Raw genomic sequence first — 25126 nt, 5'->3', positions numbered from 1 at the left:
CGCGAACGACCCGCCGGCATTCCAACGACTGGATGCATGCCTAGTTCTTCTTCTGCAACTGCCACTTGCCGCCGCCCTGCTTGCAGAACTGCGGGCGCAGGTTCATGGACTGCCCTTTTGCATTGAGCACGACACCGAGGTCGCGACACGTGCGCTCGCCTTCTTTCGACGTGCTCGCGATCGTAATGGTCGCGTCGATCTTCACGCTGTTGCGCGTGCCTTCATTGACCCAAGTGATGCTTTCGCCGTCCTGCTTCTGATCGAGTGCGGCGAAGACCGCCTGCTTGATCGACTCGACGTCGCGCTCTTTCATGTAGCTGATCGGCGTGTCGTTGAGGAAACCGAGATTCGCCGCTTGCGCGCCGATGGCCGCTCCAAGCAGGAGACCGGCGGCGGTCAGTTGACGGAGTGCACGAGTTCGCATCGACATGAAGGGGCTCCTCGGATACGTTTTACTGCGTTTTTGGGCGGTCTCGAGCGCACTGATGGCCGCTGTTGATCTGGACCCCAAAAGCATAGCATGTCCGTCGCGACAGCTTGGGCGCGCTGCGCCGAGGTGACCCGTTCCCCTTCCACGCAACGATCGCCCGTGGAAAACGATGCGCGATGCGCGGCTACGGCCCGCGGCCCGCAGTCGCTCTCATTTAGCCGCTCTTACCTAATCACTCTGATTTAGTCGCTCCTATTTTTAGGATGGCTCCCATATCACCGTGCGTCACGCTTTCCTAAGATTGGCCGTATTGCGCTTTCGCACTGCTCCCTTCAAACGCCCAATCATGGAATTCACCGTTGCACTGGAAACCTTTGCCGTCGCACTCGCGCTGCTTTGCGTGGCGCTCGTGCCGGTCGCTATCCGACGCGATCCCGGTCTCGCGCGGCCCATCATCCGGATCGACGGACTGCGCCGTCCCCGCTGGCCGAACCTCGTGACGCGCGCCGGCATCGCATGCGTGCTCGTTTCTTTTGCGCTGCTGCTCGCCGCCTGTTTCTGCATCGTCGCCGGCGCATCTATCTGAAGCGCCGGATCACCTCGGGCGCGCCGCTCCCGAAGATTCTTCGTCAGTTCCCCACCTTGTAGCCATCGGTGAGCGTATTCAGAAACGCCACCATGTCCTTGATCTCTGCGTCGTTCAGCGCAGGTTTGTCGCCCGGCTTGCGGTCGAACGGCGGCTCCGTATTCAGATTCGCCCAGTAGCGCTGCGGCAGATCGTCGAACTTCTGGACCTTCCCCTTCGACACCGGATAAAACTTCTCCGGGTTCGTGTCGCGTTCGGCATAAAAGTGCAGAACCTGTTCGAGCGAATGATAGATACCGTTGTGGAAGAAACTCTTCTTCAACGCGACGTTGCGCAACGTCGGCGTGCGAAAGATGCCGCAGAACTCCGCGCGTCCCTTCAGGTCGGTGCGCTCCGGGCCGCATGCGCCAAGATCGTAGAAGCGCGGATCGCGGTTCACGGGCAGCGCGCGATTGCGCGGCACGCCGATCGCAATCAGCCCGAAGTCGCTGAACTGCGGCGGCGCCCCGTCCAGCGTCCGTTGACTAATGTGACAGCTCGCGCAGTTGCCCTTCTTTTCGTCGTTGAAGAGTTGCAAACCGTGCAGCTCGGCTTTTGTGAGCTGCGTTTTTCCCGCCAGATAAGCGTCGTATTTGCTGGTGTACGGGTAGAACACTTCGGGCGTTTGCTCGAAGGTTTCGAGCGCTTGCAGCACGGCTTTGAAGGTCGCGTCGTCGCTATCGAAAATATGTTCGCCGAACGCGGCGCGGAAGGCGCCCGCGTATGGCGCAGCCTTGATCGCGGCGGTGACTTTCGCCGGCGAGCTGCCCATTTCGAACGACGACAACAACGGAATGCGCGCCTGGTCGCTGCCGCGATCCACCCGGCCGTCCCACGTGAGGCCACCGGTTGGACCGGCATCGACGCTTTCGTCGCCTTCGTCGTCGGGCTCGTGATAGTGCTCGGCGAACGCCGGCACCGATTGCAGATATTTGAGCGTCGGCGCGGCGCGCATGCCGGTGCGGTGCATGTCGCCGCCGCCCAGTTGCACGGACAGCGAGTTGGCCGGCGAAAACGCGTGGTCCGGACTGTGGCACGACGCGCACGCCAGCTTGCCCGAACCGGATAGCGACGGGTCGAAGAACAGCTGCTTGCCGACCGCGGTCATCTGCCGCACGGATTCGTAGACTTGTGCGCGCGATTGGCCACCGCCCGACGTCGCCTGCTGCGGCGTTGGTTGCGTCACCTCATGTGCCACCTCATGCGCCGCGACCCGCACGACGGCCGCAGCGGAATCCACCGAAGCATGGGCGGCACTCGCACCCGCATCCGCGGCAGCGGCCGGCGCGCCCGCGTCGCAGCCAGCGAGACTCATGCTCACCGCCATTCCCGCAACCACGAACGAAAACGCTATCGCGTGACCTCCGCGGTTGACCGCCGGCCTCGCGCGCGACAACGCCACGTCGGGCGCTACTGTTTTCCGGATCCCCGTCAGACCGAGTCGCATGTGAATGATGTGAATGTGCGATATGAAGTCCGCGAGCGTATTTCATGGATATGACGTTCAAATGACATTCGCCCCACAGCGAATCGCCGCGCCGAAGCAATTCGTAATGAATACATCTTTCTGTCAAATTGCATCGCCACACTTTCGCGGGCGGTCATCGAGCTATCAAACGCACGCGGCCCGTCCCCAACGCGAGAGAGAGAACTTACAAAGATGAACAAGAAACTGATCTGCGCGGCGCCGTTGGCGATCGCTGCAGCGTTAAGCCTTTATGCATGCGGCGGCAACGAGGTTACGCAACCGGACATCACGTCGATCAAGAACGTTGTGGTGATCTACGCGGAAAACCGCAGCTTCGACAACCTGTACGGCAACTTCCCCGGCGCCAACGGTCTGCAGAACGTGAGCGCGGCGAGCGCGAAGCAGTTGGATCGCGACGGCTCCACGCTCGCGACGCTCCCGCAGGTCTGGAACGGCCTCACGCAAACCGGCGTGACGCCGGTCGTCACGCAGGCCATGACGGCCAACTTGCCGAACAGCCCGTTCGCGATCGACGACCCCAACGGTTTCAACACGCCGATCACCGCGACGACGCGCGATCTGTATCACCGCTTCTATGAGAACCAGATGCAGATCGACGGCGGCAAGAACGACAAGTTCGCCGCATGGGCCGATTCGGGCGGCCTCGTCATGGGCCATTACACGCTCAATGCGGACAAGCTGCCGCTGTGGAAAATCGCGCAGCAGTACACGCTTGCCGATAACTTTTTCATGGGCGCATTCGGCGGCTCGTTTCTGAATCACCAGTGGCTCGTGTGCGCGTGCACGCCGACCTATCCGAACGCGGACAAGAGCCCGGCGGCCGGTTCGATTTCGGCCGTCGAAAGCGACGGCGTGACGCTCAAGGTTGCGTCCAATTCGCCGGCTTCGTCGCTCAATGGGCCGCCCAAGTTCGTGCTGTCCGGCAACCTCACGCCTGACTTCTACGCGATCAACACGATGCAGCCGCCGTATCAGCCGAGCGGCAACAAAGCGGCCTCGGGCGGCGACGCGAATCTCGCCGATCCGGGCGCAGCCACCACGTTGCCCGCGCAGACGCAGCAACACATCGGCGATCTGCTGAACAATGCGAAGGTGTCGTGGGCGTGGTACGGCGGCGCGTGGGGCGCGGCATTGAGCGCCGCCCAGAACGGCACGTCGAACGTGATTTACGGCGCGAACCTGACGGCGCCTAATTTCCAGCCGCATCATCAGCCGTTCAACTACTTCGCGGATCTCGCACCGGGCACGGCAAACCGCTCGCAGCATCTGCTGGACGGCGGCCTCGGCGGCACGGAGTTCATCAAGGCGATCGACAGCGGCACGCTGCCGCAAGTGACGTTCTACAAGCCGCAAGGCAACCTGAACGAGCACCCGGGCTATACCGACGTCGCGTCGGGCGACCAGCATATCGCGGACGTGATTTCGCATCTGCAGAAGAGCCCGCAGTGGAACAACATGCTGGTGGTCGTCACTTACGACGAAAACGGCGGCTTCTGGGATCACGTCGCGCCGCCCAAGGCCGATCGCTGGGGTCCGGGCACGCGTATTCCGGCGCTGATCATCTCGCCGTTCGCGAAGAAGGGTTTCGTCGATCACACGCAATACGACACGACTTCGATCCTGCGCTTCATCACGCACCGTTTCTCGCTGCCGACGCTCCCGGGCATCGCGGCGCGCGACTCGGCGCTCGTCGCCAACGGCGGCAAGCCGATGGGCGATCTGACCGCCGCACTGAACGTCAGGCAGTAAGCGCGACAGCGCAGCGGCACTGGTAAGCAACAGCCGGCCTTGCGGCGCGGCTTTCGACGGGCAGCTTCGGCTGCCCATTTTTATTGGCGCGATTTATTGGCGCGATTGATTGGCGCGACGCATAGACCCGCAGCCGTGATATGGGCGTGATGGCCGGTGACCTTCGGCGCGGCGCATCGGACTCGACGAGCGTATGCTGCGCTACAGGCTCGACGGTTTGCGTCGACGTCATTTCGCCCGATCATCAGGAGTTCGACAGCATGACTGAAAGAACCATCAAGGTCCCCGGCGCCGATCATCCGATTAGCGTCGAGCCCGCGCGGGCTCGCGTTGTCGTGACGGTGGCGGGCCGCGTGATCGCCGACACGGAAAAGGCGCTCGTGCTGCGCGAAGCGTCTTATCCGGCGGTGTATTACATTCCGCGCAACGACGCCGACATGAACCTGCTCGCGCGTACCGACCACACGACCTACTGCCCGTACAAAGGCGAGTGTGCGTACTACAGCATCACGCCGGGCGGGGAGCGCGCGGTCAATGCAGTGTGGACCTACGAGTCGCCGTATGCGGCTGTGAAAGAGATAGCTCAACATCTCGCGTTCTATCCGGACCGCGTCGATTCGATCGACGTGCAAGCGCTGTCGTAACGCGGGAGAACGCGAGGCAATAAAAAAATCCCATCACCGGATTCGGTAGATGGGATTCTTGACATGCGGGCAATGGCGCGGCGGGCGAGGATCGAACTCACAACCTCAGGTTTAGAAGACCTGTGCTCTATCCAATTGAGCTACCGCCGCAAAGGTCGGCCCGGATTATAACCGATCGCCTCATGCCCGCCAGAACGCGGCGGGCACATCGCACATTATCAGACCGGCTGCGGATGCAGCGCAAACCAGCCAAGGAACACGATGCCCGCGATCACGCAGTACACGCCGAACGAAGCAAGACGTCCGCGGCCTTCGAAATAGCGCATCAGAAAACGCACGCTCAGATACGCGGCGATGGCGGTCAGCACGCCGCCGAGCAGTGCGTCCGCGAGTTGGCCCGGTGCATGGAAAAGCTTCGGTACCTCAAGCAAACCGGCTGCGAAAATGATCGGCGTGCCGAGCAGGAACGAGAACTCCGCGGCTTTCTCCGCCGTGAGGCCAGCGGCATTGCCGGCAATCATCGTGAGGCCGCTGCGCGAAAATCCGGGAATCAGCGCGCCGACTTGGGCGAGGCCGACGAGGAACGCCTGGCCAAAACCCATTTTCTCCGGCGCCTGATGCGCGCGCGAACGCTGCAGGCGATCGCCCAGCCACAACAGCACGCCGTTGACGATCAGCGCGATTGCCACGATGCGCAGGTCGTGGAAAATCCGTTCTAGCCGCTTCTCGAGCAGCAGGCCGACGAGCCCGGCCGGAATCGTGCCGATGATGAGCGCCCACATCATGTGAGCATCGTCGTTACGGCGGCCGCCAAACGACGCGAAGAAGCCGCGTACGAGTGCGCACCAACGTTCGCGGAAATACCACAGCAGCGCGAAGGCCGTACCGAGGTGCAAGGCGACGAGAAACGGCAGCAACTGCGGCGCGTGTTTATCGATATGCATGCCGAACAATGCTGGCACGAGCAGCGTATGACCGAGGCTGCTCACCGGGAAAAGTTCGGTCACGCCTTGCAGCACGCTCAGGAAGATAAGAAACGACAGATTCACGCGGCAGTCCTTGTAAGGAAGATGTCGGGGACAGCGCGCCGCACAACGAATTACCCGGCGCGTTAAAAAGCGCACCGATTATGCCTGGCTGGCAAGTCAGCGCCAAGCGTTTGGGCCACATTCGGGGAGATATTGACGCGCTGCGTCACGACATAAGACTGTCGCTACGCGAAACGCAAACGAAAAGGGCCGCAGAGAGACCGCAGCCCTTTCAATCGCCTAACGGCGAACGCGGGATGAGCGCGTTCGAGAAGTCGTCAAGCTTACGAAATGCAAGCCGCTCGCATGGGCGACGCGACGCATCGTTTGAAGCGAGCGAGCAAACAGCGGGCGAGCACCCAGATCAGCGATCGAGCTTGTAAAAGAAGTAGACGGTGCTTGCAGTGAACATGCCGAAGAGAGCGACACCCATTGCCATTGCGAGATCCATAACCCCTCCTGAGCGATCTCGCCCGGCGGTAGATATCACCGGGCAGTGAGACGGATTATCGGCAACGATCGGCCGCTTGCGACACCCGCAATTTCCCCAGAAGGGTTTCCCCGTAGCGTAAAGCAGAGCAAAATCGTCGTTTCCGCCGGTACCGGAAGTCGCGGCTGCTGCGGCTGCCGCGTCCGGCGCGTCTACCACTTACTCCATCACACCATCGACCATGCCTCTTTCACCGCAGCAGGACATTCTCGAAATCGCTCAGGACGCCTCCGTGCTCCGCTTCGCGCCGCAAGCCGGCGGCCGTCTGCTTTCGTGGATCATCGACGGCGAAGAGGTGATCCATTGGCCCGAGCACGCCGACTGGAGTCAGCCCGCGCGCATCCGCGGCGGCAATCCGCTGCTGTTTCCGTTTCTCGGGCGTCATCGCGTGGACGGCAAGATCGGCTACTGGCGAGACGCGCAGGGCACGGTCCGCGAGCTGCCCATGCACGGCTTTGCACGCGACCTTCCGTTCGACCCTCACGCCGACGTGCACGGCGCGGGCCTGCGCCTCGTGCTCACCGATAGCGACGCCACGCGCGGCGGTTATCCGTTCGGCTTCCGCTTCGGGGCGGCCTACACGCTGATCGACGCGCACACGCTCGAAGTCACGCTGACGACCACCAACACCGGCGACGCACCGCTGCCCTATTACGCCGGCCATCACTTCTACTTCACGCTGCCGCACCGGCAACGTGCCGAGACGTCGCTCGAATTGCCGCGCACTGAAAGGCGCTTCCAGCAGGCAGACGGCTCGATCAGCGCGGCCGAGCCGGGCGAAGCGCGTTACACACTCGACGAAGCACGCATTCACGACCGCTTCCATTGCCTCACGGGCGCACCGGAACGACCAGTACGGTTGATCGCGCCTGGGCTCGGTCGGGTGGTCACCATCGATCTGCAGCGGCCGAACTCCGTGCCCTGGTACGCGGTGACGACATGGACGGAAGCGGCCGAGTCCGACTTCTACTGCGTCGAACCGTGGCTCGGGCTGCCCGACGCGATTCATAACGGCATGGGCCTGCGCTGGCTCGATCCGGGCAAGACCGAGGTTGCCGCGCTGCGCATCAGCGTCGGAAAACTCGACTAATTTCCGGTCACACGGGCGGCAGCGGTCACGTGCGCGCGGCTCGATTGCGCGAGATGCCGAGCGCGCCCAATGCCCGTTTTTCCGATGCTGCAACGCAAAACCGTTAGAATCGGACGCTTTGTATCTACCTGCCGCGTGATCGGGATCGGCGCGCGGCAGCGCTTTGCGAGGTCCAATGTCTGAAACAACAAGAATTATCAAACGACTCGCGTGCGTGTCGTTGGTGGCGCTCATCGCCGCGTGCGGATCGGCGCCGGTGGGGCCGGGCTTTTATCGCGTCGAACGGGGCGACACACTGTCGAAGATCGCGCGTAGTCACCACCAGTCGGTGCAAAGCATCGTGCGCTGGAACAACCTGACGAACCCGGACAGCATCGAGGTCGGGCAAGTACTGCGTGTCGATCCGCCCAACGGCGCGGCTTCGACGAACGGCGCCGTGCGCAGCAGCGGCAACGGGAGCGCGAGTGCTTCGGCCGCGCCGCGTTCCGCGCCGGTCGAGAGCGCGCCCTCTTCCCCGCCGGCGTCGTCGATCTCGCTCGTGTGGCCGACCAACGGCAATGTCATTCGCGGCTTTGACGGCGGCAATTCAAAGGGCATCGACATCTCCGCTCCAGCGGGCACGCCTGTGGTTGCGGCGGCGGCGGGCACAGTCGTCTACGCGGGCAACGGGCTGCGCGGCTACGGCAATCTGCTGATTCTGAAGCACAACGCGGAGTATCTGACCGCCTACGCGCACAATCGCGTGCTGTTCGTGAAGGAAGGCGAAACCGTCGCGCAAGGCCAGAAAATCGCCGAGGTGGGCGACACCGATACCAATCGGGTCATGCTGCATTTCGAGCTGCGCTATCAGGGCCGCTCGATCGATCCGTCGCGTGCGCTGCCCGCACGTTAGACGTGACGTTAGACGCGACGTAGGCGTGGCGACAGCCTGCTGCTGGCGCGCCGCCTGGCTCGCGGCGCTACAGTCCGCGCATCCGGAGCACCGCGTTACACGGACTGACAGGGGAACCCTGCGTGCTATAAACGCTCAATCCGACACGCGTGGCTTCATGCCACGTCTTTCATGTCATCTGTAAGGGAATCTGCAATGAAGAGCGCATTTGCGTCCGTGGCGACGGCCGCAGCGATCAGCGTGGGCCTGCTGACATTGGGCAGCCTCAGCGGCTGCTCGACCACCACCAACATGACTTATCTGCCAAGCGGCGACACCGGCTTTGCGATCAACTGCAGCGGCAGCGACGCCAGCACGAGCTGGGCCGAATGCTACAAGCGCGCCGGCGAAGTCTGCGGCAATTATGGCTACGACGTCGTATCGAAAGATGTCGACAACGGCGCGACTTCGGGCGGCACCGTCGGCGGAATTTTTGGGGCGAACGTGAAAAACCGCTCGATGGTGATCCGCTGTAAGCAGTAAGGCATGCGTACCACGCTGCCGGGTTGCACGAAGTGCAGCCGGCCGCGCACCCAACGCCCCGACCGCGGTTCGATGCGTGCGGCGAACGCCAGCAACGCTCCGAATGCAATTGGCCACGCGGCAACGAATATGATTACCCAAGTCATAACCTAGGAAAGAAAAGGTAAGCTTTTATGATCCACGCGTGGTGTGTAATCGCGGTGACGGCAATTAAAGGTCTGCCCAAAAAAAAGCCCGGCGCGAGGCCGGGCTAACGGGGGTTCGGCGCATATCGGCAAAGGACCGGTTCACCATGCGCCAGAACGAAATTTAACAACCCGGTTTTACAAGCGCAATATCTTAATTTCGACAGCAATGTGATGCGACGCACGGATTTCGCATTATGTGAACCGAAAACATAGGCAATAACCGCCTAATAAATCAGGCCAGCCCGGCAGACGGCAGGTTATAATCCCGGCGGTTCAAACATGTTAATACGCCCGCAAACCCTTTCGCAGCAAGGCTCGGGATCACTCCGCCTCAGCAAGGCTGACAAATAAGGCGCCTCTCTTTCCAGCGCTGGCGCCTCGCCTTATTCGCGGACCGTTGGTGTTAAAAACGCTAGGTGCGCCACCGCACCAATTCAATTAAATAATCGGAATCAGCACGCGCTGCTCACGTCCAATAACCCCTCATGAGAATCCGCGAATGGCGAAACTCTAAACTCGCCTCAAATCCACCGACAAATAAGCCGCTTAAAATCCCAGGTTTCAGGCGTTGAATAAATCAGATGTTAGTCATTCGTGCGGTTCCGCACAAGTCGGCCGAAAGTCATAATCCGGCCGGGTTGCGCGGTGGCTTTACATGACTCGCAATCCCAGCTCGGTGATGAGCACCGCAGCCTGTAGATGCGAAATTGTCGCGCCTTTGAAGAGGGCCGCGTCCACCAGCCGCACGCCGCTCAAGTCAGCCTCGCGCAGATCGGCGCCGTCGAACCGCGCGCCCTTCAAGTGTGCGTCCTTGAGGCTGCCGCCATCGAAAATCGCCTCGCGGAAATCGACGCCCGCGAGGTCGGCGTCGGAGAAATCGAGCTGATGCAGCGTCGCCTTGCGGAACGACAGTCCGCGCAAGTGCGCGCCGACCAGCAGCGTTTCGACGAAGCTCAGGCCCAGCGCCGTGCACGCCTCGAAGTTCGCGCCGGTCAGCTTGCAGCTGCTAAACGACGCGGACGCGAGCTTGGCGCGCCGCCAGTCCGTGTTGTTCAGATCACTCGACTGGAATGCAGCATCAACGAGATCCGCCGATGCGAAATCGGCCTGGCGCGCCCGGCAACGAACCCAGCGTGTCTGCGCAAGCGCTGCGCCGAAAAACGAAGCCTCGGCAAGCGCGCAGCGGTGGAACTGCGCGCCGCGCAAGTCGAGCCGCGAAAGATCGGCGCCTTCCAGATCGCAATCGTTGAAGACGAGCGGCGCGGCGCTCGCCTGCCTGTTCGCGACGGCGCTTGCCGCGATCAGTTGCTCGACGTCGGCGCGGGTGAGCGTGGCGTCGGCCACTTCGTGAACTGGCGCGCCCGGAGCCGGCGCGGTTGAATCGAGTGACATGAAGGTTCAGAATCGGACGAATTGCGAAGGGCTTAAGCGTACCGGAATGCGTGCCGCGCCGGCTGCTTGCGCCGATGGTTTATAGTATCGACCCCCGCCAGAACCCGCTTACGATGACTTCCAACGACGCCGCCCATAGCCCCCTGTACGCCAAGCTCCTCGCCGAAACAGCGAAAATCGGCTGGCCGGAACTGGAACGCTTCTTCGCGCGCGGCATGCTGCTACGCGTCGCTAGCGACCTGGATCTCGTGAGCGTGGCCGAAGCCATCGCCAGCGACGACACCGCGCAGATCACGCAATGGCTGTCGGCGGGACTTGTCGAGCGAGTGCAGTCCGAAACCGCCGCGGACTTCGCCGCGCGCGACCCTGACCTTTGGGCCGTGGTCGTTTCTCCGTGGATTTGCGTGCAGGAACGCCATTGAGCGAAGCGGCGTCAGGCGTCGAACATACGGCGCCCGCGCTGCCGGTGCGCTGGCATCGCCGCGTGCTTGCGCTTGCATTTCCAATCGTTCTCGCCAATCTGACTCAGCCGATTCTCGGTGCCGTCGATACCGCCGTCGCCGGTCATCTGGACGGAGCGGCGTATCTCGGCGGCGTCGCGCTTGGCGGACTCTTCTTCAACTTCGTGTTCTGGGGCTTCGGCTTTTTGCGCATGGGCACGACCGGCCTCGTCGCGCAGGCGCACGGTGCGGGCGACCACGCGGCATTGCGCGATAACGTCGTGCGAGCACTATTGCTCGCGGCCGCGATCGGCGCCGCAATACTCGCGCTACAGGTGCCGCTGATCGATTACGCTTTGCGCGCCATCGGCGGAAGCGACGCCGTGCAGCGCAACGCACGCCTCTACTGCCACGCGCGCATCTGGGCCGCCCCGCTCGCGCTCGGCAACTACGTGGTACTCGGCTGGCTGCTCGGCACGCAACGCGTGCGTCTCGCGCTGTTGTCGCAGGTGTTTATCAACGGCGTGAACATCGTCGCGGTGTTCCTGTATGTGTATGTGTTCAATTGGGGCGTTGCGGGGATCGGCGCGGCTACTTCCACCGCCGACGCGCTCGGCTTCGTGCTCGGCGCCGCGCTGCTGTGGCACGGCAGGACGCGCGGCCTGCCCGCCCTCACTCGGCAGGCGCTCTTCGACGCCGCGGCGCTGCGGCGCCTGATCGTTCTCAATCGCGATATCTTTTTGCGCACCCTGTGCCTGCTGCTGTCGTTCGGCTGGTTTGCGCACCTCGGAGCGAAACAGGGCGACGCGACGCTCGCCGCGAACGCGCTGCTGCTGAACTTTCAGACCTTCATGGCTTACGGGCTCGACGGCTTCGCACACGCCGCTGAGGCGTTGGTCGGCGCGGCAATCGGCGCGCGCGACCGGCACGCGTTTGTCCAGGCCATCAAGGTTACGGCGCTATGGTCGGCGCTCGGCGCGCTCGGCTTCGCACTCGTTTATGCCGGGCTGGGTTCGTGGATCGTCGAGCGCCTGACCGATCAGGCAGCCGTGCGTGCCACGGCCGAGCGTTATCTGCCTTGGGCGGCGCTCTCGCCGGTGGTGTCGGTAGGCGGATATGTGCTCGACGGCGTGTTTATCGGCGCAACACGCACGCGAGAACTGATGACGTCGATGGTCCTGTCGTTCGCGATTTTCGTCGGCGCCTCGTGGCCGCTGCTCATGCTGTACGGCAACCATGGCCTGTGGGCCGCGATGCTTGTCTTCATGGCCGCGCGTGGCGTGACGCTTGCGCGTCATCTGACGAAAGTGGTGGCGAGCGTGGGGGCGTAGCGGCGAGGGCCCGTCGGTTTTCCGCTCGCGTTCAACGCGCCACGGGCGCGGGCACCATCGCGGGCGGGCGGGTGTCGGTGGGCACACCATGATAATCGGCAGGATCCTGCGGCGGGGCCGCGTGGTGGCCGGATGGTTCGTTTGCACAACCCGCGACACTGGCACTCAGGAACAAGGCAATCATCGAAACACGGAACATGGACGGTAGTCTCTCTTCTGGGAAGGAACGCAAGGCGTGAGCGCCGGAGCTGCGGAGCTGCGGAGCTGCGGAGCTGCGGAGCTGCGGAGCTGCGGAGCTGCGGAGCTGCGGAGCTGCGGAGCGCGAGAGTCTACCCGCAACGCTCGTTCCATGACGCGGCGCGCGCAGTCCGCTCTGCCGTTTCGCGATGCGTGACCTACTATAAAGTCACAGCAGAACGTCAAAGGAGACTGCCATGGACGCTGAATCGGTTGCCGGTCTGGTCGGACTCGGGATCGGCCTCGCCGTGCTGCTCGCACTTTCGATTTTTGAATCGAAGACATATCGACGCGAACACGGCGAAGGCATGCTGCATCACTGGCTGACTCATCAGCACGTGCACATGCCGCACTGGAAGCGCCGCCGGCACTGAAGGTTTTTGTGCCTCGCTCGATTGCAGGTTGTCCCGCGATTGCGGGAGGGGCGCTGTCGTGTCGGTCGAGGTGCGTCGTCTGCTCATGTTGCGATTGAGGCGCCACGGCTGGCCGGGTTGCGCCTGAGCCTGTCACGCCCAGATCTGTCCCGCCTTGAGCCTTTCCCGTCAAGCGCCGATCCTGACCTTCCGTGTCCGGCCTTGGCCTTCGTCTGGCCTGCTCCCGCGCAGCCAGCACTACAAGCTTAGGCACACGCATTGCTGATTGGCTGGCTGCAAGCAGCGCACGTTGCAGGTCGCTCATCGCGACGGGCAATTTGCGTCGGATCAACGAACCATGCGGCCCGGCATTCGTCGGAGCCGGACAGGGAGAACTCAAATGACAATCGGAACCATCCTCCTCATCGTGCTCATCCTGCTGCTGATCGGCGCGTTGCCGACCTGGCCGTACAGCAGCGGCTGGGGCTACCGCCCGACCGGCCTGCTCGGTGTTGTGCTGATCATCGTCATCGTGTTGCTGCTCATGGGACGCATATGACGCGGCTAATTTCACTCCGACGCAATTCGCGATTGACTCTGGCACCTAAAGCCACGTAGAATCTCGGATTCGTCGGAGCGTAGCGCAGCCTGGTAGCGCATCTGATTTGGGATCAGAGGGTCGAAGGTTCGAATCCTTTCGCTCCGACCACGAAAAAAGCAGCAACGGCATCACAAAAACCCGCGTCGCCTCCGGCTTCGCGGGTTTTTGCTTTTTGCATCCGAATGAATGCAGATGAGCCCGAGGCCGGGCTCGCGATCTGCTAAAACAATTGCAACCGAAGCGCGATTCAGCCGACGGAGCAAGCTGCCCCGCTAGACTTCAAGCCCGCGCCCCAGCGTTGGAACCGTGCAGCGCGCCGTGCAAAGCACTGCAACACCCGCATCCAGACTCGAGGAGCCACGCATGAATCTGATTCTCTGGCGTCACGCCGAAGCCGAGGACTACGCCGCCACGGATCTCGCCCGCGCACTCACCACTCGCGGTCGCAAGCAGGCGCAACACGTCGCCAAGTGGCTGCGCACGCGTCTGCCCGACGACGCCGTGATCCTCGCCAGCCCCGCGGTGCGGACCATCCAGACCGCGGAGACGTTGAGCGATCAATACCGTGTCGTGCGCGAGCTGGCGCCGAATGCAAGCGCGCAAGACGTGCTCACCGCATCCGGCTGGCCGAAGGGCATCGCCGAAACGGTGGTGATCGTGGGTCATCAGCCGACGCTCGGCCACGTTGCCGCAAAGCTGCTTGCGAACAGCGACGCCAGCTGGCCGCTCAAGAAAGCGGGCCTATGGTGGATCGCCAGCCGCGAGCGCCACGGCGACGACCAGGCGGTGCTGCTCGCAGCGATGACGCCCGAACTCGTCTGATCCGAGCGGCAAACGGCGCGCCGCCAACGTCCGCAAGCCCGGCGCGGCGAGTACGAGGAACGCGGCCCGGCAAGCGACGCGGCACCCGCCGCTTTCATACAGTCATCCAATCGTCATGGCTTTGCCATGCGAGCGTCACCGGGCGTTACTACATTGGCGAAAAAAGACTCATCCTTTTTTCGACCAGGACGCCCCAATGCGAGAACTGCCGACGCCTACCCTGCCCCTCGCTTCGATCTTCGAGTCGCGTCGCCTGCCCCGCGCCGAAGAGACGGTCACCGCCCAGCACCGGCTGCGAGTCACGTGGGCTCGCACCGACGAAGAGCTTCGCGAGGCGCAGCGCCTGCGTTACCGCGTGTTCGCCGACGAAATGGGCGCTCGCCTGAGCGGCCCCGCAGGCCTCGACGTCGATCCGTTCGATTCGTACTGCGATCACCTGCTGGTGCGCGATCTCGACACCCTGAAAGTGGTTGGCACCTATCGCGCGTTGCCGCCGCACCAGGCGGCGCGCATCGGACGTCTATACGCGGAAAGCGAGTTCGACGTCTCGCGTCTCACTCACCTGCGCGCGAAGATGGTCGAAGTCGGCCGCTCGTGTGTGCACGCAGACTATCGCAGCGGCTCCGTCATCATGTCGCTGTGGGCCGGACTCGCGGCTTATATGAAGCACAACGGCTACGAGACGATGCTCGGCTGCGCGAGCGTCGCGATGGTGGACGGCGGGCACTATGCAGCGAACCTCTATTGCTCGCTGCGTGATAGCGCGCTGACCGCGCCGGAATATCGCGCATTTCCGCACACGCCACTGCCCGTCGACGAACTGCAGACCGGCGCGAATGTCGCACCGCCACCGCTCGTCAAAGGATATCTGCGACTAGGTGCGAAGATTTGCGGCGCACCCGCATGGGATCCCGACTTCAATACCGCCGACTTTCTGACGCTGTTCCGTCTGTCGGACATCAACGCCCGCTATGCGCGCCACTTCCTCGGCGATGCACTGCCGCGCTGACAACGCTCGAGCGAGCTTGCAAGCAGAAACAGAAAAGCCCGGTAAAACCGGGCTTTTCTACATGTGCCGCTTGCTCTGTCTACGTACTGACAGAACCGGACATCGACACGTCACTCGTCCGTATAGACCACTCGATACGGAATCCCAACCTTTTCCCACTCCGCGGCTTCCTGAATCAGGCTGTAGTCCGTAAGCGGATTATTGGCGACCCACTCGTTAGGCAAACGCACCTCATATCCGCCGTTGGCCTGCGCGACCGTGATGCCAGGCAGGCCGACATCCGCACGCCGGCGGCATAGCAGTGCGGCGAGCCGCAAACAGAACAGCAGCGGCCACTCCACTTCGCGCGTTTGCGACAGCTTGCCGAGCTTGCCTGCATGACCGAGCACGAGCGCTGCAAGCCGCGCCTGGTCGGTGCGCGAAAACCCGGGCATGTCTGCATTGCTCGTGATATAGGCCGAATGCTTGTGATAGGCGCTGTGCGAGATCGACAAGCCGATTTCGTGCAAAGCCGCCGCCCAGCCGAGAAACATGCGGTTCTCCTGGCGGCGTTCTTCGTCGGGCTCCGCGAACTGATCGTAAAAGCGCACCGCCAGCTCGCCGATGCGACCGGCCTGCGGACGATCCACGCCATAGCGGCGCATGAAGCCTTCCACTGTGACCGTGCGCATGTCTTCGTGTTGCGAACGACCGAGCAGATCGTAGAGCACGCCGAGTCTCAAAGCGCCATCTGTCGTATCGACGTAATCGACGCCCAGTTCGTCGAACACCGCGATCATGATCGAGAGGCCGCCCGCGAGCACCGGGATCCGGTCGCCCTTCAACGCAACCAGCTTAAGACGATTGACGTTCTCCGCCTTGATCAGCGCACGCTTCAAACGCTCGAGGCCCCCGCGCGAAATGCCGTGCGTGATGCCTGCATCGTTAAAGCCGTTTGCCTCGACGAGTTCCGCAAGGGCCCGCGCCGTGCCGGACGAGCCAATTGCCTGCTCCCAGCCGGTTTTCTTGTATTCGGCCGAAATGATCTGGATTTCGCGGCCTGCTGCAAGCTCGGCCTGACGCATCGTGTATTCGTCGACGTTGCCTGACGGGAAAAACGCCCGGCTGTGGCTCACGCAGCCGATGTACAGGCTTTCCATCTTGATCGGCGTGTAGTGCGAGCCGATGATGAACTCCGTCGAGCCGCCGCCGATATCGACCACGAGCCTCTTACCCGGGCTCGCGGGCACGGAGTGTGCTGCCCCGGCGTAAATCAGCCGCGCTTCCTCGCGGCCGGCAATCACCTCGATCGGAAAGCCTAGCGCAGCCTGTGCTTCGCCGAGGAATTCACCCGCATTCTTCGCGATTCGCAATGTGTTGGTCGCGACCGCGCGAACGTGGTCGGGATGAAAGTCGCGCAGCCGCTCGCCAAAGCGCTTCAGTGCATCCCAGCCGCGCACCTGTGACGCGCGATCGAGCATCTTGTCGCGCGACAGACCGGCGGCGAGCCGCACGGGCTCACGCAATGCATCGACCTGATAAATCTGGCTGCCCGCGTCGGTTTCCTCGACCCGGCCGACGATCAGCCGGAAGCTGTTCGAACCAAGGTCGACTGCAGCAAGGAGTTGTGGGGTATTGACCATCGGGTATGCGGACTCCATGCGCGCGAGCGCGGCAGCGGTGGATGTGAGCAAGGCGGGACCGTCACGCGAGGTTCCCTTCGTCTTGCGGCCGGCCGCGCTGTTCAAAGACGCCATTCTAAGCGTACCGGAGCTCACGATGTCACCTCGCGGAGATGGGGGTGCCCCATGGTCCCATACGGACTGCGTCATATTGACGACAGGCGAGGAATACAGCGTAGAATTTATAACATTGAGAATGTCATAACAACGTCATCATACTGTGAGAATTTCCGAGCGTCTTTCTGCCTCCATATCTGACATTCCATTCTCGCTGCCGATGTCCATCCGCTACCCCTTATTGAATCGCGAGCTGGGCATTCTGGGTTTCAACGAGCGTGTGTTGGCGCAAGCCGCCGACCCCGCCGTCCCTTTGCTCGAACGCCTGCGCTTCATCTGCATCACCAGTAGCAATCTCGACGAATTCTTCGAAGTCCGCATGGCCGGACTGCAGGAGCAGATGCGCGACAACCCCGGTGCGCTGTCGCCCGACGGCATGTCGCTGCAGCATGTCTACGACCTCGTGGTCGAGCGGGCACAAAAGCTCGTGCATCGGCAGTACACCATGCTGCACGACACCGTGTTCACCGCGCTGGAAGCAGAAGGCATCTACTTTCACGGCACCGAAGCCTGGAGCGAAGCGCAGACCGAATGGGCGCGCAACTACTTCTTCGACGAACTCCTGCCCGTGCTCACGCCGATCGGCCTCGATCCGGCGCATCCGTTTCCGCGCGTGCTGAACAAGAGCCTGAACTTCGTCGTCGAACTCGAGGGCAAGGACGCGTTCGGCCGTCAGGCGATGATGGGCATCGTGCAGGCACCGCGTGCGTTGCCGCGCCTCGTGCGGATGCCGCAGGCACTGTCGGGCTATCCGCATGGTTTCGTGCTGTTGAGTTCGCTATTGCAGCGCTTTGTCGGCGAACTGTTTCCGAATCTCGTCGTGCGAAGTTGCAATCAGTTTCGCATTACGCGCAACAGCGAACTGTTCGTCGACGAAGACGAAATCACGAATCTGCGCGTCGCGCTACAGGGCGAACTTCCCGCGCGGCACCTTGGTAACGCGGTACGCCTCGAAGTATCCGCGGAGACACCCGCGCATGTCGTGCGGCGCCTGCTCGACGAGAGCGGCCTGTCGAACAAGGACTGCTATTACGCGGACGGCCCCGTCAATCTCGTGCGTCTGATGCAATTGCCGGAGATGGTGGATCGGCCCGATCTGAAGTTCGTGCCGCACATTCCCGCGATCCCTTCCGCCATTGCCAACGCAGCGAGCATGTTCGACGTGATCGATCAGGGCGACGTGCTGCTGCATCATCCGTACGAAAGTTTTCAGCCGGTTCTCGAACTGCTGCTGCAGGCTGCGAAAGATCCAAACGTCGTCGCCATCAAGCAGACGATTTATCGCACGGGCACCGACTCGCCGCTGATGGACGCGCTCATGCAAGCCGCGCGCAACGGCAAGGAAGTGACGGTGGTGGTCGAACTGCTTGCGCGCTTTGACGAAGAGACGAACATCAACTGGGCCTCGCAGCTCGAAGCTGTCGGCGCGCATGTGGTGTACGGCGTGGTGGGCCACAAGTGCCACGCAAAGATGATGCTGATCGTGCGGCGCGCAACGGTGGGCGGCAAGATGACGCTCAAGCGCTACGTGCACCTGGGCACCGGCAATTATCATCCGCGCACTGCACGCCTTTACACCGACTTCGGCCTGATGACCGCGGATCAGAAAATCTGCGAGGACGTGCACCACGTTTTTCAGCAACTGACCGGCATTGGCGGCGAACTCAAGTTGCACGAGTTATGGCAGTCGCCGTTCACGTTGCATCCTAAACTCGTGGAAGCAATTCGCGCCGAAGCGGAGCATGCGCGCGCCGGCAAGAAAGCGCGCATTGTCGCGAAGATGAACGCACTGCTCGAACCCACGGTGATCGCAGAGTTATACGAAGCATCGCAGGCAGGCGTGAAGATCGACTTGATCGTGCGTGGTGTGTGCTCGTTGCAGCCGGGCGTGCCGGGCCTGTCGGAAAACATCACGGTGCGCTCGATTGTCGGGCGCTTTCTCGAACATCATCGCATCTACTATTTCTATGACGACGGCCGCGAGCAGGTGTATCTGTCGAGCGCGGACTGGATGGATCGCAACTTCTTCCGCCGCGTGGAAGTCGCGTTCCCCATCAACAATCGGCGGCTCAAACGGCGTGTGATTGCAGAAGGCCTGTCGGCGTTTCTCGGCGACAACCAGTCTGCGTGGCTGATGCAAAGCGATGGACACTATCGTCGGCGGCGTCCCGGCAAGTCATCGCGCAATGCGCAAATGAGTCTGTTGACTAAGTTCTGTCCGTGAGGGCCGGCGCACTCCGCGTCGAGCGGGTGAACGCTGCTACGTATATAAAAAAAGCCCGCTTTCTAGCGGGCTTTTCTTTGAAGCGAGTGCTTCTCACGCATGCGCCGGTTGCCGCCGTGTCGTGCGGTACACCGGGAATCTCACGGTAAAAGTACTGCCGCGCCCTTCCTCGCTTTTCACGTCGAGTTGCGCATCGTGCCGTTGCAGCACATGCTTCACGATCGCAAGTCCGAGGCCCGTCCCGCCGGTGTCGCGCGAGCGACTGCGATCGACACGATAAAAGCGCTCGGTTAGCCGTGGAATGTCGGCAGCCGGAATACCCAGGCCGCTATCCGTCACGGAGAACACGGCAGCGCCGGCTTGCGCCTGCCAGCTGACCTTGATCGCGCCGCCGTCGGGTGTATAGCGAATGGCATTGGTCACCAGATTGCCTAACGCGCTCAGAATCTCGGTTTCGACGCCGGTAACCGTGAGCCCCTCGTCGGCGTCGAATGTAATCTTGTGATGGTCGCTCGACAGGCTCTCCGCGTCGTCACGCAAGTGCCGCAATACGGCGCGCATGTCGATCATCTGATCGCTCGGCGGCTTGTTATCGCCTTCGAGTTTTGCGAGCACGAGCAGATCGTTCACGATATGGCGCATGCGAGACGCCTGCTGCTCCATCAACTCCAGATAACGCGCGCGCTCGGTTTCGGCCAACGGCAACTCGCGCATCGTCTCGAGAAAACCGGAGAGTACCGTGAGCGGCGTCTTCAGTTCATGAGACACATTGGCGACGAAGTCGCGCCGCATCGCGTCGGTGCGCTCAAGTTCGGTAATGTCTTGCGACAGCACGAGCTTGCGGTTCTCGCCATAAGGGAACACTTGCACAGAGAGCACGTTCTGCCGCTTCTCGCCCATGCCGCGCATGATCAGCATTTCTTCGTAGTGGTGCGAGTTCAGATAACGCACGAAGTCCGGCTGACGCACCAGATGCGTGATGTGCTGACGCAAGTCGCGCTTCGCGTCGAGCCCGAAATGCACTTCGGAAATGGCGTTACACCACTCAATCTGATCGTGGTCGTCGAGCATTGCGACGCCGTTCGGCGACGCCTGAATTGCCTGAATGAAACGCGAATGCTGCTGCTCGACCTGGCGCACCTGTGCATGCCAGCGCTTCGCGAGCTTGTGCAACCGGTAATAGATTTCGCCCCAGATGCCGGGCGCACTCGGCACTTCGCCGTAAACCGGCGCGTCGAGCAAACGCCACAAGCGCTCTTTATGGAAGGTACCGAAGAAGCTTTGCAGAAGCAGCATTACGACCGCGAGGATCAATGCTGCCTTCACATTCACCAATGCGCCGACCACCACGCACAGTATGGCGAGCAGCACGATCGAAACGATGGAGCGCGCCCAGATGATGTTCATGGTCTAAACGTTCGAAGAGAGCGGCGAGCGCGCCGCTACCCATTGATCAAGCGATCAAGCGATCAAGCGCTTTTGGCCAGACGGTAGCCGCTGCCGCGGACCGTCTCGATCATAGCATCGCAGCCGGCCGGCTTGAGGGCCGCGCGCAGACGCTTGATGTGCACGTCCACCGTGCGCTCTTCGACGAACACGTGGTCGCCCCATACCTGGTCGAGCAGTTGCGTGCGGCTGTGCACGCGCTCGGGATGCGTCATGAAGAAATGCAGCAAACGGAATTCGGTCGGGCCGAGATCGAGTTTGATCTCGCTGCCTTCCGCGTGCGCCGCGACACGATGCGTTGCCGGATCGAGCTTCAACCCATTGATCGCGACGACGTCTTCGGTCAATTGCGGCGCGCGGCGGCGCAGAACTGCCTTGATGCGCGCCATCAATTCTTTCGGGGAAAACGGCTTGGTGACGTAGTCGTCGGCGCCGATTTCGAGGCCGAGCACCTTGTCCTGTTCATCGCCGCGCGCGGTCAGCATGATGATCGGAATGTGCTTGGTACGCTCGTTGTTGCGCAGGTCGCGCGCGAACGCAATACCCGACTTGCCCGGCAGCATCCAGTCGAGCAGGACGAGGTCGGGCAATACGTCGCTGATCAGGTTCTGCGCCTGCTCGGCGTTGTACGCGCGAATCGGGCAGTGTCCGGCGTGTTGAAGATTGACCGAAATCAGTTCGGAAATCGCGGGCTCATCTTCAATGACGAGAATGCTGCTGGGCATCGGCACCTCTGGTCCTTATCTCTGGATTAACTGAGTGCTTCGCGTTCGAGCGCGTCGCGCGACTTGTGCCGCACGTCCGTACCCTTCACGATGTAAATGATGAACTCGGCGATGTTCTTCGCATGGTCGCCGATCCGCTCGATGGCTTTCGCGATGAACAGAAAATCGAGGCCCACCGAAATGGAGCGCGGATCTTCGGTCATGTACGAAATCAGCTTACGCACGAACGCGCGGAATTCTTCGTCGATCGCTTTATCGTCACGCACGATCTGCGCAGCGGCGACCGTGTCGAGACGCGCGAACGCGTCGAGCGCGCGGCGCAGAATCGACACCGCCATTTCGCCCGACAATTTGATCTCGGCGATATTGATGGTGCGCGATGCGCCGTCTTCCATGAGACGCTTGGTGCGCTTGGCGATTTTCTCGGCCTCGTCGCCCGCGCGCTCCAGATTCGTGATGGTCTTCGAGATTGCGATCAGCAAGCGCAAATCACGTGCGGCCGGCTGACGGCGCGCGATGATGTTGCTGCATTCCTCGTCGATCTCCACTTCCATCGTGTTCAGGCGGTCTTCGGCCGCGATCACTTGCTCGGCGATGTCGAGATCGAACTCGTTGAGCGCCTGCATCGCTTTGACGATCTGCGATTCGACGAGGCCGCCCATTTCGAGCACCTTCGAGGAAACCAGATTCAGGTCGGCGTCGAACTGGCTGGACAGGTGTTTATCGGACATGTCGTACTCCGTTGTTTTTGCCCGGCCGATTAGCCGAAGCGGCCCGTAATGTAGTCTTCGGTTTCCTTGCGGACCGGCTTGATGAAGATCTTTTCGGTGTCGCCGAATTCGATCAGCTCGCCAAGGTACATATAGGCAGTGTAGTCCGAACAGCGGGCCGCCTGTTGCATGTTGTGCGTGACGATCACCACCGTGTAGTCGCTCTTCAGTTCGGCGATCAGTTCTTCGATACGGCCCGTCGAAATCGGGTCGAGCGCCGAGCACGGTTCGTCGAGCAACAACACCTCCGGGCGGATCGCGATGCCGCGCGCAATGCACAAACGCTGCTGCTGGCCGCCGGACAAACCGTAGCCGCTCTGGCCGAGCTTGTCCTTCACTTCGTTCCACAACGCGGCCTTCGTGAGCGCCCATTCGACGCGGTCGTCCATTTCCGAACGCGGCAGCGTTTCGAACATCTTCACGCCGAACGCAATGTTGTCGTAGATCGACATGGGAAACGGCGTCGGCTTCTGGAACACCATGCCGATGCGCGCGCGCAGCAGCGAGATATCGCGCTTCGAGGTCAGCAGGTTTTCGCCGTCCATCAGGATTTCGCCCTCGGCGCGTTGCTCCGGATAGAGCGCGTACATCTTGTTGAACGTACGCAGCAGCGTCGACTTGCCGCAACCCGACGGGCCGATGAACGCGGTGACCTTGCCTTCGGGAATCTGCAGATTGATGTTCTTCAGCGCGTGATACTTGCCGTAGAAGAAGTTCAGGTCGTTGACCTCGATCTTCGGGCGCGACGGCGACGGCTCCTGGCCGCCTTGTGCGGGATCGAAACCGGCGGGCGCAGTGGGACGCGAGATCGGATTGAGTTGAGTTTCTGCCATATTCATCGGATTACACTCCGCCCTTACTTGTTCGTGAAGATCGTGCGCGCGAGGATGTTCAGTCCCAACACCGCGAGCGTGATCAGGAAGACGCCGGCCCACGCGAGCGATTGCCACTGCGCGAACGGGCTCATCGCAAACTTGTAGATCGTGACCGGCAGGTTCGCGACCGGTTGGCCCAGATCCGCCGAGAAGAACTGGTTCGACAACGCGGTGAAAAGCAGCGGCGCCGTTTCGCCGGCAATACGCGCGACGGCGAGCAGCACGCCGGTGACGATGCCCGCAATGGACGCCTTCAGCGTAATCGACAGCACCATCTTCCACTTCGGCGTGCCGAGCGCGAACGCCGCCTCACGCAGTGCGTTCGGCACCAGTTTGAGCATGTTCTCGGTAGTGCGGATCACGATAGGAATCTGCAGCAGCGCGAGCGCGAATACGCCGGCCCAGCCGCTGAAGTGCCCCATCTTCGCGACGACGAGCGCGTAGACGAACAGACCGACCACGATCGACGGCGCCGACAGCAGAATGTCGTTGATGAAGCGGGTGACGCTCGCGAGCCAGCCTTTCTGTCCGTATTCCGCGAGATACACGCCTGCAAGAATGCCGATCGGCGTGCCGACGAACGTTGCAAGCGCAACCAGCATCAAGCTGCCGACGATCGCGTTGGCGAGACCGCCGCCATCGGTGTTCGGCGGCGGCGTGGACTGCGTGAACAGCTCGATCGACAAACCGCCGATACCGAGGCGCAGCGTCGTGTAGAGAATCCAGATCAGCCACAGCAGGCCGAAGGCCATCGCAGCGAGCGACAACGTCAGCGCCATCGCGTTCTTCATGCGCCGGCGTCCTTGCAGACGCACGCGCATTTTTTCGAGCGCGGCTGCGTCGTTCGAACCCGGCATGTTCAAGGTGGACTGGCTCATTTGGCGCCCTCCCCTTTCTCGAGACGAAGCAGCATGATCTTGGAAATCGCCAGCACGATGAATGTAATCACGAACAGAATGAGGCCGAGTTCCATCAGGGCCGACGTATGCAGGCCCGGATCCGCTTCGGCGAATTCGTTGGCGAGCGCCGACGTGATACTGTTGCCCGGCGAAAAGAGCGACACGTTATCTAGCAGATTCGTATTGCCGATCACGAAGGTCACGGCCATGGTCTCGCCGAGCGCCCGGCCGAGGCCGAGCATCACGCCGCCGATCACGCCGCTCTTCGTGAAGGGCAGCACGATCTTCCACATTACTTCCCACGTCGTGCAGCCGATGCCGTAAGCCGATTCCTTGAGCAGGACCGGCGTGACTTCGAACACGTCGCGCATCACCGAAGCGATGTACGGAATGATCATGATCGCGAGAATCACTCCCGCGCACAGAATGCCGATGCCGATGGGCGCGCCCTGAAACAGCGCGCCGACCACCGGAATGCCGCCGAGTACCGCGCCGAGCGGCTTCTCGAACCACGTCGCAAAGATCGGCGCGAACACGAGCAGGCCCCACATGCCGTAGACGATGGACGGAATCGCGGCGAGCAGTTCGATCGCGATGCCGAGCGGCCGGCGCAGCCACGCGGGCGAGAGTTCCGTCAGAAAGAGTGCGATGCCGAAGCTGACCGGCACCGCGATGATGAGTGCAATGATCGATGTGGCGATCGTGCCGTAGATCGGCACGAGTGCGCCGAACTGCTTGCTCGGCGGATCCCATTGCGCGCTCCACAGGAAGCCGAGGCCGAATTGTTTGATCGACGGCATGGACGCGACGATCAGCGAAACGATGATGCCGCCGAGCAGCAACAGCGTGACGATAGCGGCAAGGCGCGCGAGGCCGCCGAAGATCACGTCGCCGGCGCGGCTGGGCGCTTTCTGCTGGGACGCGCTGCCGGGCGGTGTCGCCCGCGAAGCGCCTGACGCGAGTTGGATGTCGGACATAAGAGCCTGATGGACCTTTTCCAGTTGCCGTGCGACGTATGCCGCGCGGCCGGTAATGCGTGAGTACCGACTGATGTTGCCGGGTGCCGGGACGTCGCCG

General features: G+C 62.0%; 24 protein-coding genes and 2 tRNA genes. 14 read left to right on the top strand and 12 right to left on the bottom strand.

Translation table 11 applies throughout. The annotated features are described in order from the left end of the window. Window positions 1–40 precede the first annotated feature (40 nt). Entirely contained in the window at window positions 41–430 is a 390-nt protein-coding gene (locus H281_RS0122840) for an RT0821/Lpp0805 family surface protein (protein WP_020069462.1), read from the bottom strand. Window positions 431–776: 346 nt separating this feature from the next. On the opposite strand from H281_RS0122840, the gene H281_RS0122835 reads away from it, so the two are divergent. Beyond that, a complete protein-coding gene (locus H281_RS0122835; RefSeq protein ID WP_020069461.1) occupies window positions 777–1016 on the top strand; it encodes a hypothetical protein in 240 nt (79 codons plus the stop codon). A gap of 43 nt (window positions 1017–1059) precedes the next feature. Here the strand turns inward: H281_RS0122835 and H281_RS0122830 are convergent, their stop codons facing one another. Then, entirely contained in the window at window positions 1060–2382 is a 1323-nt protein-coding gene (locus H281_RS0122830) for a cytochrome-c peroxidase (protein WP_241077905.1), read from the bottom strand. A gap of 333 nt (window positions 2383–2715) precedes the next feature. Between H281_RS0122830 and H281_RS0122825 the strand changes: the two genes are divergently transcribed. Together H281_RS0122825 and H281_RS0122820 are read left to right on the top strand one after the other, a co-directional pair. Next, window positions 2716–4293, top strand: coding sequence for an acid phosphatase (locus H281_RS0122825; protein ID WP_020069459.1), 1578 nt, complete (start codon window positions 2716–2718; stop codon window positions 4291–4293). Window positions 4294–4553: 260 nt separating this feature from the next. Continuing rightward, window positions 4554–4937 (top strand): DUF427 domain-containing protein, encoded by a 384-nt coding sequence (locus H281_RS0122820; protein WP_027804864.1) that lies wholly within the window; start codon window positions 4554–4556, stop codon window positions 4935–4937. Window positions 4938–5010: 73 nt separating this feature from the next. Here the strand turns inward: H281_RS0122820 and H281_RS0122815 are convergent. After that, window positions 5011–5087: transfer RNA gene (locus H281_RS0122815), tRNA-Arg, on the bottom strand. Window positions 5088–5155: 68 nt separating this feature from the next. Next, window positions 5156–5986, bottom strand: coding sequence for an undecaprenyl-diphosphate phosphatase (locus H281_RS0122810; protein WP_020069457.1), 831 nt, complete (start codon window positions 5984–5986; stop codon window positions 5156–5158). A 650-nt stretch (window positions 5987–6636) separates the two neighbouring features. Here H281_RS0122810 and H281_RS0122800 point away from each other — a divergent pair. The 3 genes from H281_RS0122800 to H281_RS0122785 all read left to right on the top strand — a co-directional run bounded on the left by H281_RS0122800 (window position 6637) and on the right by H281_RS0122785 (window position 8959). After that, window positions 6637–7545, top strand: coding sequence for an aldose epimerase family protein (locus H281_RS0122800; RefSeq protein WP_020069455.1), 909 nt, complete (start codon window positions 6637–6639; stop codon window positions 7543–7545). Window positions 7546–7720: 175 nt separating this feature from the next. Continuing rightward, window positions 7721–8437: a peptidoglycan DD-metalloendopeptidase family protein gene (locus H281_RS0122790; protein ID WP_020069453.1), complete on the top strand. Its 717-nt coding sequence runs from the start codon at window positions 7721–7723 to the stop codon at window positions 8435–8437. A 195-nt stretch (window positions 8438–8632) separates the two neighbouring features. Next, a complete protein-coding gene (locus H281_RS0122785) occupies window positions 8633–8959 on the top strand; it encodes a hypothetical protein (RefSeq protein WP_020069452.1) in 327 nt (108 codons plus the stop codon). Window positions 8960–9798: 839 nt separating this feature from the next. Here the strand turns inward: H281_RS0122785 and H281_RS0122780 are convergent. Then, on the bottom strand, window positions 9799–10539 hold the full coding sequence (locus tag H281_RS0122780) for a pentapeptide repeat-containing protein (protein WP_020069451.1): 741 nt from the start codon (window positions 10537–10539) through the stop codon (window positions 9799–9801). A gap of 113 nt (window positions 10540–10652) precedes the next feature. Between H281_RS0122780 and H281_RS0122775 the strand changes: the two genes are divergently transcribed. From H281_RS0122775 to H281_RS0122745, 7 genes are all read left to right on the top strand, one after another. Next, on the top strand, window positions 10653–10961 hold the full coding sequence (locus tag H281_RS0122775) for a DUF2288 domain-containing protein (protein WP_027804863.1): 309 nt from the start codon (window positions 10653–10655) through the stop codon (window positions 10959–10961). Beyond that, window positions 10958–12310 carry an MATE family efflux transporter gene (locus H281_RS0122770; RefSeq protein WP_020069449.1) on the top strand — a complete coding sequence of 451 codons (1353 nt, stop codon included), beginning with the start codon at window positions 10958–10960 and terminating at the stop codon, window positions 12308–12310. Before H281_RS0122775 ends, H281_RS0122770 begins: the two co-directional genes overlap by 4 nt. A gap of 434 nt (window positions 12311–12744) precedes the next feature. Next, complete coding sequence (locus H281_RS36940; protein WP_020069448.1) at window positions 12745–12921, top strand: hypothetical protein; 177 nt, start codon at window positions 12745–12747, stop codon at window positions 12919–12921. Between the two features lie 379 nt (window positions 12922–13300). After that, window positions 13301–13459 (top strand): DUF3309 family protein, encoded by a 159-nt coding sequence (locus tag H281_RS36085; protein ID WP_020069447.1) that lies wholly within the window; start codon window positions 13301–13303, stop codon window positions 13457–13459. A gap of 73 nt (window positions 13460–13532) precedes the next feature. Next, a tRNA-Pro gene (locus H281_RS0122755) sits at window positions 13533–13609 on the top strand. A gap of 255 nt (window positions 13610–13864) precedes the next feature. Continuing rightward, window positions 13865–14323 (top strand): phosphohistidine phosphatase SixA, encoded by a 459-nt coding sequence (sixA, locus tag H281_RS0122750; protein WP_020069446.1) that lies wholly within the window; start codon window positions 13865–13867, stop codon window positions 14321–14323. A gap of 196 nt (window positions 14324–14519) precedes the next feature. Further along, window positions 14520–15332 (top strand): GNAT family N-acetyltransferase, encoded by an 813-nt coding sequence (locus H281_RS0122745; RefSeq protein WP_020069445.1) that lies wholly within the window; start codon window positions 14520–14522, stop codon window positions 15330–15332. Window positions 15333–15442: 110 nt separating this feature from the next. Here the strand turns inward: H281_RS0122745 and ppx are convergent, their stop codons facing one another. After that, window positions 15443–17068: an exopolyphosphatase gene (gene ppx, locus H281_RS0122740; RefSeq protein ID WP_020069444.1), complete on the bottom strand. Its 1626-nt coding sequence runs from the start codon at window positions 17066–17068 to the stop codon at window positions 15443–15445. Window positions 17069–17270: 202 nt separating this feature from the next. On the opposite strand from ppx, the gene ppk1 reads away from it, so the two are divergent. Next, the gene (gene ppk1 / locus H281_RS0122735) at window positions 17271–19334 is read left to right on the top strand and encodes a polyphosphate kinase 1 (protein WP_027804861.1); all 2064 of its coding nucleotides are present in this window, start codon (window positions 17271–17273) and stop codon (window positions 19332–19334) included. Between the two features lie 93 nt (window positions 19335–19427). On the opposite strand, the gene phoR is transcribed toward ppk1, so the two are convergent. From phoR to pstC, 6 genes are all read right to left on the bottom strand, one after another. Beyond that, the gene (gene phoR, locus H281_RS0122730) at window positions 19428–20741 is read right to left on the bottom strand and encodes a phosphate regulon sensor histidine kinase PhoR (RefSeq protein WP_020069442.1); all 1314 of its coding nucleotides are present in this window, start codon (window positions 20739–20741) and stop codon (window positions 19428–19430) included. A 62-nt stretch (window positions 20742–20803) separates the two neighbouring features. After that, the gene (gene phoB / locus H281_RS0122725; RefSeq protein WP_006051991.1) at window positions 20804–21505 is read right to left on the bottom strand and encodes a phosphate regulon transcriptional regulator PhoB; all 702 of its coding nucleotides are present in this window, start codon (window positions 21503–21505) and stop codon (window positions 20804–20806) included. A gap of 26 nt (window positions 21506–21531) precedes the next feature. Next, window positions 21532–22236 carry a phosphate signaling complex protein PhoU gene (gene phoU, locus H281_RS0122720; protein WP_020069441.1) on the bottom strand — a complete coding sequence of 235 codons (705 nt, stop codon included), beginning with the start codon at window positions 22234–22236 and terminating at the stop codon, window positions 21532–21534. Between the two features lie 29 nt (window positions 22237–22265). Further along, window positions 22266–23114, bottom strand: a complete 849-nt coding sequence (pstB, locus tag H281_RS0122715) for a phosphate ABC transporter ATP-binding protein PstB (RefSeq protein ID WP_020069440.1) — start codon at window positions 23112–23114, stop codon at window positions 22266–22268. A gap of 17 nt (window positions 23115–23131) precedes the next feature. Next, on the bottom strand, window positions 23132–24028 hold the full coding sequence (gene pstA, locus H281_RS0122710; protein WP_020069439.1) for a phosphate ABC transporter permease PstA: 897 nt from the start codon (window positions 24026–24028) through the stop codon (window positions 23132–23134). After that, window positions 24025–25026, bottom strand: coding sequence for a phosphate ABC transporter permease PstC (gene pstC, locus H281_RS0122705; protein ID WP_027804860.1), 1002 nt, complete (start codon window positions 25024–25026; stop codon window positions 24025–24027). The genes pstA and pstC overlap by 4 nt, the downstream gene beginning before the upstream one ends. Window positions 25027–25126 lie beyond the last annotated feature (100 nt).

The organism is Paraburkholderia caledonica, assembly GCF_000383275.1.
Lineage (GTDB): Bacteria > Pseudomonadota > Gammaproteobacteria > Burkholderiales > Burkholderiaceae > Paraburkholderia > Paraburkholderia caledonica.
The sequence above is the reverse complement of the archived record's forward strand: the minus strand, read 5'-3'. Positions and strand labels throughout refer to the sequence as shown.